The sequence below is a fragment of the Amycolatopsis sp. NPDC114503 genome (assembly GCF_055633655.1).
The window spans coordinates 220,981-228,593 of sequence record NZ_JBVKDT010000015.1; the positions used below are offsets into that span (position 1 = coordinate 220,981).

Annotated in this window: 8 protein-coding genes and 1 rRNA gene; 5 read left to right on the forward strand and 4 right to left on the reverse strand. The window is 68.5% G+C overall.

What is annotated here, in order from left to right; all coding sequences use genetic code 11:
- Positions 1 to 31: 31 nt before the first annotated feature.
- Positions 32 to 157 (forward strand): hypothetical protein, encoded by a 126-nt coding sequence (locus ACZ7OI_RS42335; RefSeq protein ID WP_470269758.1) that lies wholly within the window; start codon positions 32 to 34, stop codon positions 155 to 157.
- Positions 158 to 586: 429 nt separating this feature from the next.
- On the opposite strand, the gene ACZ7OI_RS42340 is transcribed toward ACZ7OI_RS42335, so the two are convergent.
- Positions 587 to 1,207: an L-threonylcarbamoyladenylate synthase gene (locus ACZ7OI_RS42340; protein ID WP_470269759.1), complete on the reverse strand. Its 621-nt coding sequence runs from the start codon at positions 1,205 to 1,207 to the stop codon at positions 587 to 589.
- 83 nt (positions 1,208 to 1,290) lie between these two features.
- Here ACZ7OI_RS42340 and ACZ7OI_RS42345 point away from each other — a divergent pair, with 83 nt between their 5' ends.
- From ACZ7OI_RS42345 to ACZ7OI_RS42355, 3 genes are all read left to right on the forward strand, one after another.
- The gene (locus ACZ7OI_RS42345) at positions 1,291 to 2,010 is read left to right on the forward strand and encodes an MgtC/SapB family protein (protein WP_344282958.1); all 720 of its coding nucleotides are present in this window, start codon (positions 1,291 to 1,293) and stop codon (positions 2,008 to 2,010) included.
- A 118-nt stretch (positions 2,011 to 2,128) separates the two neighbouring features.
- Positions 2,129 to 2,950 carry a DivIVA domain-containing protein gene (locus tag ACZ7OI_RS42350; protein WP_470269760.1) on the forward strand — a complete coding sequence of 274 codons (822 nt, stop codon included), beginning with the start codon at positions 2,129 to 2,131 and terminating at the stop codon, positions 2,948 to 2,950.
- Positions 2,951 to 3,367: 417 nt separating this feature from the next.
- Positions 3,368 to 3,649, forward strand: coding sequence for a metal-sensitive transcriptional regulator (locus tag ACZ7OI_RS42355; protein ID WP_009081418.1), 282 nt, complete (start codon positions 3,368 to 3,370; stop codon positions 3,647 to 3,649).
- A gap of 435 nt (positions 3,650 to 4,084) precedes the next feature.
- On the opposite strand, the gene ACZ7OI_RS42360 is transcribed toward ACZ7OI_RS42355, so the two are convergent.
- Positions 4,085 to 6,316: a heavy metal translocating P-type ATPase gene (locus tag ACZ7OI_RS42360; RefSeq protein ID WP_470269761.1), complete on the reverse strand. Its 2,232-nt coding sequence runs from the start codon at positions 6,314 to 6,316 to the stop codon at positions 4,085 to 4,087.
- A gap of 11 nt (positions 6,317 to 6,327) precedes the next feature.
- Positions 6,328 to 6,534, reverse strand: coding sequence for a heavy-metal-associated domain-containing protein (locus tag ACZ7OI_RS42365; RefSeq protein WP_354750865.1), 207 nt, complete (start codon positions 6,532 to 6,534; stop codon positions 6,328 to 6,330).
- 114 nt (positions 6,535 to 6,648) lie between these two features.
- Between ACZ7OI_RS42365 and cobF the strand changes: the two genes are divergently transcribed.
- Positions 6,649 to 7,410 carry a precorrin-6A synthase (deacetylating) gene (gene cobF, locus ACZ7OI_RS42370; RefSeq protein ID WP_470269762.1) on the forward strand — a complete coding sequence of 254 codons (762 nt, stop codon included), beginning with the start codon at positions 6,649 to 6,651 and terminating at the stop codon, positions 7,408 to 7,410.
- 113 nt (positions 7,411 to 7,523) lie between these two features.
- Here cobF and rrf read toward each other — a convergent pair.
- A 5S ribosomal RNA gene (rrf, locus tag ACZ7OI_RS42375) occupies positions 7,524 to 7,613 on the reverse strand; the annotation flags it as partial.

A 7,613-nucleotide genomic window follows, 5' to 3' on the forward strand; every position in this document is an offset into this window, starting at 1 on the left:
CGTCACCAGATCGCACTGCTCGCCGACGAGGGTGCGCGCCACCGGAGCGCTCGCCATCGGAGCCGCCACCACCGGAGCGCTCGCCACCGAACTGCGCGGCATCTTGGGCCGCGAGAAACCCAACCACAACGTGCGTCAAGAGGAGGTCTGCCAGTAACCCGCACCGCCGTCCGCTGCCGCTCCGCAGTTGGCACTTCGATCCTCGACGGCGTCGGCGTACCGGAGCTGAAGGCCCCGGCGCGTGACCGGCATCGGGCTCCACCAACGCGCACTGACGACCCGCAGCAGGTCTCGACTGTCGACGGTCGGGGTCAGGTGACCGGCGCTTACCGCGTCGCCGCAAGCGTTCCGAGCCGACAGCAGACGATTCACACCGCCGTCGCAGGCAGCCGTCGCCTCGCACAGCCCGTGTCGGCAGCTGGCGCGTCAATGACCGTCACGTCAAGAAGTTGTCATGGGCAGCCGCCGAGTCGAGCAATCCGCGTCAAGAGCTGCCGCGCCGAGCCCGTGATCACCGTCCGCACAACACCCGAATCAGGATCCGATCAAGACCCCATCAGGAGGCAAAGACCGATGACAACCCTGCTCACTCGAACCGGGACGGGTCTCCGGCCCCGTGCCGCACGACCTCCGCCTCGCCGGAGGAGAAGTCGATCACCGTGGTGGGTTCCACGCCGCACTCGCCGGAGTCGATCACGGCGTCCAGGACGTGGTCGAGTTCTTCCTTGATCTCCCAGCCCTGGGTGAGGGGCTCGCCGGAATCGGGCAGCAGCAGCGTGCTCGACAGGATCGGCTCGCCCAGTTCGCCGAGGAGTTCCTGGGTCACCACGTGGTCGGGGATCCGCACGCCGACGGTCTTCTTCTTGGCGTGCAGCAGCCGCCGCGGGACTTCCTTCGTCGCCGGGAGGATGAACGTGTACGCGCCGGGTGTGCTGGCCTTGATGGCGCGGAACACCGCATTGTCGATATGCACGAACTGGCCGAGCTGGGCGAAGTCCTGGCAGACGAGCGTGAAGTGGTGCCGGTGGTCGAGCTTGCGGATGGTGCGGATCCGTTCCATCCCCTGCTGGTTGCCGATGCGGCAGCCGAGCGCGAAGCACGAGTCGGTCGGGTAGGCGATGAGCCCGTCGTCGCGCAGCAGGTCGACTACCTGGGCGAGCGCGCGGCGCTGCGGGTTCTGCGGGTGCACGTCGAAGTAACGGGCCATTGCCCGAGCTTAGGCGTGCCCGCCGGGCCGGGCGCGCGGGCTCTCCGGAGGCCGGGCACAGTGACGGGCGAGGAGGTACGTCCGTGCATGCTCTCTGGTCCACCGGCGAACAGTGGGAACTGCTGCCGCCGGTGCTGCTCGCCCTGCTGCTGAGCACGGTGATCGGCATCGAGCGCGAGGTCGGCAACAAACAGGCCGGCCTGCGCACGCACACGCTGGTCGGCGTCGGGTCGGCGGTCTTCATGCTGGTGTCGAAATACGGCTTCGCCGATTTGCTCGGCATCGAGCACGTGGCGCTCGACCCGTCGCGGATCGCCGCGCAGATCGTGTCCGGCATCGGGTTCGTCGGCGGCGGGCTGATCTTCGTGCGCCGCGACGCGGTGCGCGGCCTCACCACCGCGGCGACCGTGTGGCTCGCCGCGGCCGTCGGAGTCGCGTGCGGCGCCGGATTGCCCGTGCTGGCCGTCGCGACGACTGCCGGGCTCGTGGTGATCACTCGCGGATTCCCGCCGCTTTCCCGGTTCGTCGCGCGCCATCGGCGGCAGCCGCCGATCCTCCGGTTGAGTTATGCCGACGGACACGGCGTACTGCGCGCCGTGCTCGCCACTTGCACCGATCGGGGCTGGGCCGTCCACCGGGTGGCGGTCGACCGCGAAACAGTTTCCGAAGAGGGACAACGGATCGCGGTCGTCACATTGCTGTTGCAGGGGCGCGGCGATCTTCCCGAACTCACCGCGGAACTGGCCGAATTGCCCGGCGTGCGAAGCACCGCGACGGGAACCGAGGACCCGCTCGAAGATTGACCCGCCCCGGACTCACACGGATCGCCGGACTTCAGGCACACTGGAGGCAGTGCGGAAACCCCGGTGCGGCAAGAAAAACGAGCGCCGAGGAGAAACCATCCAAATGGGAGGTGAGAGCATGGCCCCCGGCGGTGGCGAGGACCTGATGTCCGTCCGGCCGTCCTTTGACTCGGCTTGGCGCGGCTATCAGCGCGGCCAGGTCGAAGAATTCGTCACGTGGGTCGAGGCGGAATTCCGGCGCCTCGCGGCGGAACGCGACGCCGCGGCACAGCAGGCGGCCGAACTCGCCGAGCGCAATCGCGAACTGCGCGCGACGGTCGACCGGATCAGCCGCACCCCCATCGAGCCGGACGCATTGCAGGAACGCTCTCGCCGGATGGTCGAGCTGACGCGCGAGGAAGCCGCGGAGATCACCGCGCGCGCAGAGGACACCGCCGCGCGGATCATCGCCGACGCCAAGGCGGAAGCCGTCCGCCTCACCGAAAAGGAGCGCGCGCTCGTCGAAGCCGTCTCCGCGGACCGCGTGCAGCAGCGGCAAGAACACGAAGATCTGCTGCGCCGCGCAGTCGAGGAACGCAAAGCCGCGGACGAGGCGGCGGCGAAAGAACGCCGACGGCTCGAAGAACACCTCACGCGCACGTTGGCCGACCGCCGCACCGACGCACTCCGCGAAATCGCCGACCGCACCGCCACTGCCCGCGCCGAAGCCGACGCGCACCTCCGTCAAGCCACCGACCGCGCCACCCGCATCGTCGCCGACGCCGAACAACGGGTCGCCGAACTCGCCGCCGTCCAGCAACGGGTCAAGGCCGCGCTGCGCGGTGCCCGTGAACTGCTGGCCACCGCGAACGCCGACCTCGCGCCGGACGGAACGCCCGTGCCGAACCAAAGACGGACCTCCGTGCTCACCGAAGTCACCGAGGTCACTTCGACTGGCTGAACGCCAGCGCTGGACACGTCGCCAGGCCTGTCCGTTCGCCAGACACCCACGGCAGGCAGACACCCACGGCAGGCGGCCACCGATGGTAGGTGGCCACCCACGGCAGGCGGCTACACTCGGCGGGCAGACACCCACGGCGGGTGGCCATCACGAACGCCGACCTCGCGCCCGTACATGCCCGCGCTCATCGCAGTTAGCCCGCACGGTTGAGCACCAGTCCCGGACACGCGGGTGGCGTGCTCGACAGCTAGCCCCTGCGAGTACTGATCCGACTGAGACGGCTCCCCTGTGCAGAACCGCCGCACGTCGACGCTCACCGAAGTCACCCCCGCCGGTCGAGCACCGAACCCGGATACGCCGGGTGGGTATACTCGAGGGTGGACCAACGGGGATGTCGAGAACAAGGGACGATGCGCGATGACCGGCTACGGCAGTGAACGAGAGGCCTACCTCAAGCGCCTTCGCCGGATCGAGGGGCAGATCCGCGGCCTGCAGCGCATGGTCGAGGAGGACAAGTACTGCATCGACATCCTGACGCAGGTCTCCGCGGCGACGAAAGCGCTGCAGTCCTTCTCGCTGGAGCTGCTCGACGAGCACCTGGCAACCTGCGTCGTCCAGGCCGCGGCTGCGGGCGGGGAGGAAGCCGACCTGAAGGTGCGCGAAGCTTCCGACGCGATCGCTCGGCTGGTGCGTTCCTGAGGCAGCTCCCGGCTCATTCCGCAGCGTACGGGTGCCGCTAGTCCGGCGTTATGGCCAGGAGACCGCACCCGTCGACGCGACCATGGCCGCCGCTGCGGGTGGAGGGAAGTGGGCGGATAGCGCACGTGTGAGGCATACCGATGCGATTTGCCCGCTTGACGCGTTCCTGAGGCTTGCCCGCTTGATGCGTTCCTCAGGCAAGCCCCAGTCGCTTCCACCACGCGCAGCTGCCGGTCAGTCCGCTGCGCTCAGCGCATGAGCAGTCGGGCGTTCTCATCGCCCCAACCAGGTCGGCGAAAGATCCCAGTTCCTGGCGCAGCGACGCCCAGGCAGATCAGCGCCCAACGATCCGCAGCCGCCAAAAGCGTGGACCCCAGCGAACGCGAAAACGGGCCAGCAGCGAGAAGTCCCGCCGCTGGCCCGTCCTCAGGCCGGTCAAACAGCCCGGAAGCGCCGCAACCGGAGGCTGTTCGACACCACGAACACCGACGAGAACGCCATCGCGGCGCCCGCGATCATCGGGTTGAGCAGGCCGAACGCCGCCAGCGGCAGTGCCGCCACGTTGTAGGCGAACGCCCAGAACAGGTTCCCCTTGATCGTGCCGAGCGTGCGGCGGGCCAGGCGGATCGCGTCGACCGCCGCGCGCAGGTCGCCTCGGACCAGGGTCAGGTCTCCGGCTTCGATTGCCGCGTCCGTTCCGGTGCCCATGGCCAGGCCGAGGTCGGCTTGGGCCAGCGCGGCTGCGTCGTTGACGCCGTCGCCGACCATGGCCACCACCCGGCCTTCGTCCTGCAGTCGCTTCACCACAGCCACCTTCTCCGCGGGCAGCACTTCGGCCACTACCTCGGTGATGCCTGCGGCGTCCGCGATTGCCCGCGCTGCGCCGGCGTTGTCACCGGTCAGCAGCACTGGACGCAGGCCCAGCGCCTGAAGTTCGGCGACAGCCTGCGCTGACGTCGGCTTGATCGTGTCCGCGACCACCAGCACACCTCGCGCCACGCCGTCCCAGGCGACGAACACTGCTGTCGCGCCTCGCTCCTCCGCCGCGACCTTGGCCTTGGTGAGACCGTCGTTGATCTTGACGCTCCAGTCGGCCAGGAACGCCGCTCGGCCGGCCAGGACAGCTGTGCCTTCCACGAGGCCGGAGACGCCGAGGCCCTCGGTGTTCCGGAACTCCGTCGCGGACGGGAGGTCACCGACCCGCTCGCGAGCACTGTCTGCGATTGCTTTCGCGATCGGGTGTTCCGAAGCGTGCTCGACTGCCCCGGCATAGCGCAGCAGTTCGCGCTCCGTGACGCCTTCCCCGACGCGGACGTCCACCAGGCTCATTCGCCCGGTCGTGACGGTCCCGGTCTTGTCGAGCACCACGGTGTCGACCCGGCGAGTGGATTCGAGCACCTCCGGACCCTTGATGAGGATCCCGAGCTGCGCGCCGCGACCGGTGCCGACCAGCAGGGCGGTGGGGGTCGCGAGCCCCAGGGCGCACGGGCAGGCGATGATCAGCACCGCTACCGCGGCGGTGAACGCCTCGGTGACGTTTCCGCTGGTCAGAAGCCAGGTGACCAGCGTGCCCAGAGCCAAGACCAGCACAATCGGCACGAACACCGCCGAGACGCGGTCTGCCAGTCGCTGTACCGCGGCTTTGCCGTTCTGCGCTTCCTCGACGAGCCGGGCCATTTGCGCGAGCTGCGTGTCCGCTCCGACCCGGGTCGCGCGCACCGCGATCCGGCCGCCGACGTTCACCGTCGCTCCGGTCACGCCGTCACCCACTGCGACCTCGACCGGCACGGATTCCCCGGTGATCATGCTGACGTCGACTGCCGAGCCACCGTCCGTGACCACGCCGTCGGTAGCGATTTTCTCGCCAGGCCGCACCACGAAAGTGTCCCCGACCCGCAGTTGCTCGACCGGGATGCGCTGCTCGCGATCATCGCGAAGGACCGTCACGTCTTTCGCGCCGAGTTCGAGCAGCGCCCGGAGCGCAGCCCCGGAGCGGCGCTTGGACCTTGCCTCGAAATAGCGGCCGGCGAGGATGAACGTGGTGACGCCCGCCGCGACCTCGAGATAAATGCTGTCGGTTCCCGATCCCCCGGACACGCTGAACTCGAAGCCGTGCCGCAGGCCGGGCATGCCCGCCATGCCGAAGAACAGCGCGTACAGCGACCACAGCGTGGCGGCCGAGACGCCGAGCGAGATCAGCGTGTCCATCGTCGCCGCGCCGTGCCGGAGGTTCGTCCACGCGGCGCGGTGGAACGGCCACGCTCCCCAGACCACGACCGGCGCGGCGAGCGTGAGCGACAGCCACTGCCAGTTCGTGAACTGCAGCGCGGGGACCATCGCCAGCACGATCACCGGCACCGTGAGGATCGCCGAGTAGAGGAGCCGGTCGCGCAGCGGCCGCGTCTCGTCCCGCTCGGGCTCTTCCGGCTTCTCCGGCTGTGGTGCTTGTGCTGTGTAACCGGTCGCTTCGACGACGCCCACCAGGTCGTCGACCGAAACGGTGGAGGGGTATTCGACGTGCGCCTTCTCAGTCGCGTAGTTGACGCTCGCGCTGACGCCCTCGACCTTGTTGAGCTTCCGCTCGACCCGAGCAGCGCACGACGCGCAGGTCATCCCGCCGATGGCGAGCTCGACTGACTGCACGGGGGCTGGTGTCGTGGTGCTCATGTCACTCCTTTTTACGCGACGACCTGGTAGCCGGCCTCAGCGACGGCAGCCTCGACGGCTTCGCGCGAGATCGGCTCCGCACTGGTGACCTTCACGGCGCCGGTGGCGAGGTCGACGTCGACCGTCTGCACGCCGGTCAGGCCGCCCACCTCCTCTTTCACCGATCCGACGCAGTGCCCGCACGTCATGCCCTCGACGGTGTAAGTCGCTTCGGTCATCGCCACACTCCCTATGGTGCTCTCTCCTGATGCCTCCTTTATACCCCTAGGGGGTAGCAGTACGCCAGGGGACCCTCTGCCGAACCCGGGTACCCGCCGGGAGAGACTGCAAGGATGCGGAAGATCTACGCGATCGGGATCGGTGCCGGCGACCCGGAACACCTCACGGTGCAGGCAGTCGACCGGCTCAATCGCGTCGACGTGTTCTTCGTGCTCGACAAGGGCAGCGCGAAAGCCGACCTGGTGCAGCTGCGACAGGAGATACTGGAGCGGTTCGTGAGCCGGCCGGGGTATCGCGTGGTGAGCGCCAAGGACCCGGACCGTGACCGGACACCCGCCGACTACCGCACCGCGGTCGCCGACTGGCATCAGCTCCGCACTGACGTCTACGAGCGGCTGATCCGCGACGAGCTGGCTGACGGCGAGACCGGCGCGTTCCTCGTCTGGGGCGATCCGGCGCTGTACGACAGCACCATCGCGTTGATCGAGGCTGTGCTGGCGCGCGGGAATGTGGCGTTCGATTACGAGGTCGTGCCGGGGATCAGCAGCATCTCCGCACTCGTGGCGCGGCATCGGACGACGATGAATCAGATCGGCCGGGCCATGCAGCTCACGACCGGCCGCCGGCTGGCTGACGGCTGGCCGAGTGACGCTGATGACGTCTTCGTGCTGCTCGACGCGCACACCACGTTCGATCAGTATGCGGGCCAGGGGTTGTGGATCTATTGGGGCGCGTACGTCGGGACTCCGGACGAGATTCTGCTGTCCGGGCCGTTGGATGACGCGTTGGCGGCGAAGATCCGGGAGACGCGCGCCGCGGCTCGGGAGCGGCACGGGTGGATCATGGACACGTATTTGCTGCGCCGGCCGGAGTGAGGCTGGCGGGCCGTCTTTTCGGCCCGCTGTTTTTGGGCATGAAAAAAGGGCGGGGCTCCGGGAAAACCTTTTCAGGTTCTCGACCGGGGCCCCGCCCCTTTTTCTCATGTTAAGTTCGGCGGTGTCCTACTCTCCCACAACCCTTCGGTTGCAGTACCATCGGCGCAGTCAGGCTTAGCTTCCGGGTTCGGAATGGGACCGGG